Below are 278 nucleotides of genomic sequence, written 5' to 3'. Positions count from 1 at the left end.
GTGTTATTACTATTCATGATGGGAAAAAGGTTAATGATATGGTAAATGAAGATATTGAATTAGCGGAGAATTTAGAATGGTAAATCAAAATATAAAGAGAAAATTCAGAAAACGTACAATGAGAAGATTAAACACTTATAAATTAAAGTTTCTAGTTATATTTCTTGTTGTTTTTGCTACAACTGGTATCTTTATAAGCTTTTTTGTTGGTACAAGTAGCGTTCTACAATCAGTTGAAAAATTCAACAGCGAATATAACGTAGAGGACGGTATATTTA

1 protein-coding gene is annotated in these 278 nt (G+C 28.1%); it reads left to right on the top strand.

Annotated elements, in window-relative coordinates; translation table 11 throughout:
• Positions 1-76: 76 nt before the first annotated feature.
• A partial coding sequence (locus JDS80_RS31295) for a hypothetical protein (protein WP_206774727.1) occupies positions 77-278 on the top strand: 202 nt, incomplete at its 3' end.

The organism is Bacillus cereus group sp. N8, assembly GCF_016483685.1.
Classification (GTDB): domain Bacteria; phylum Bacillota; class Bacilli; order Bacillales; family Bacillaceae_G; genus Bacillus_A; species Bacillus_A proteolyticus.
Note: the sequence above shows the minus strand (reverse complement) of the source record. Positions and strands in the feature narration are given on the sequence as shown.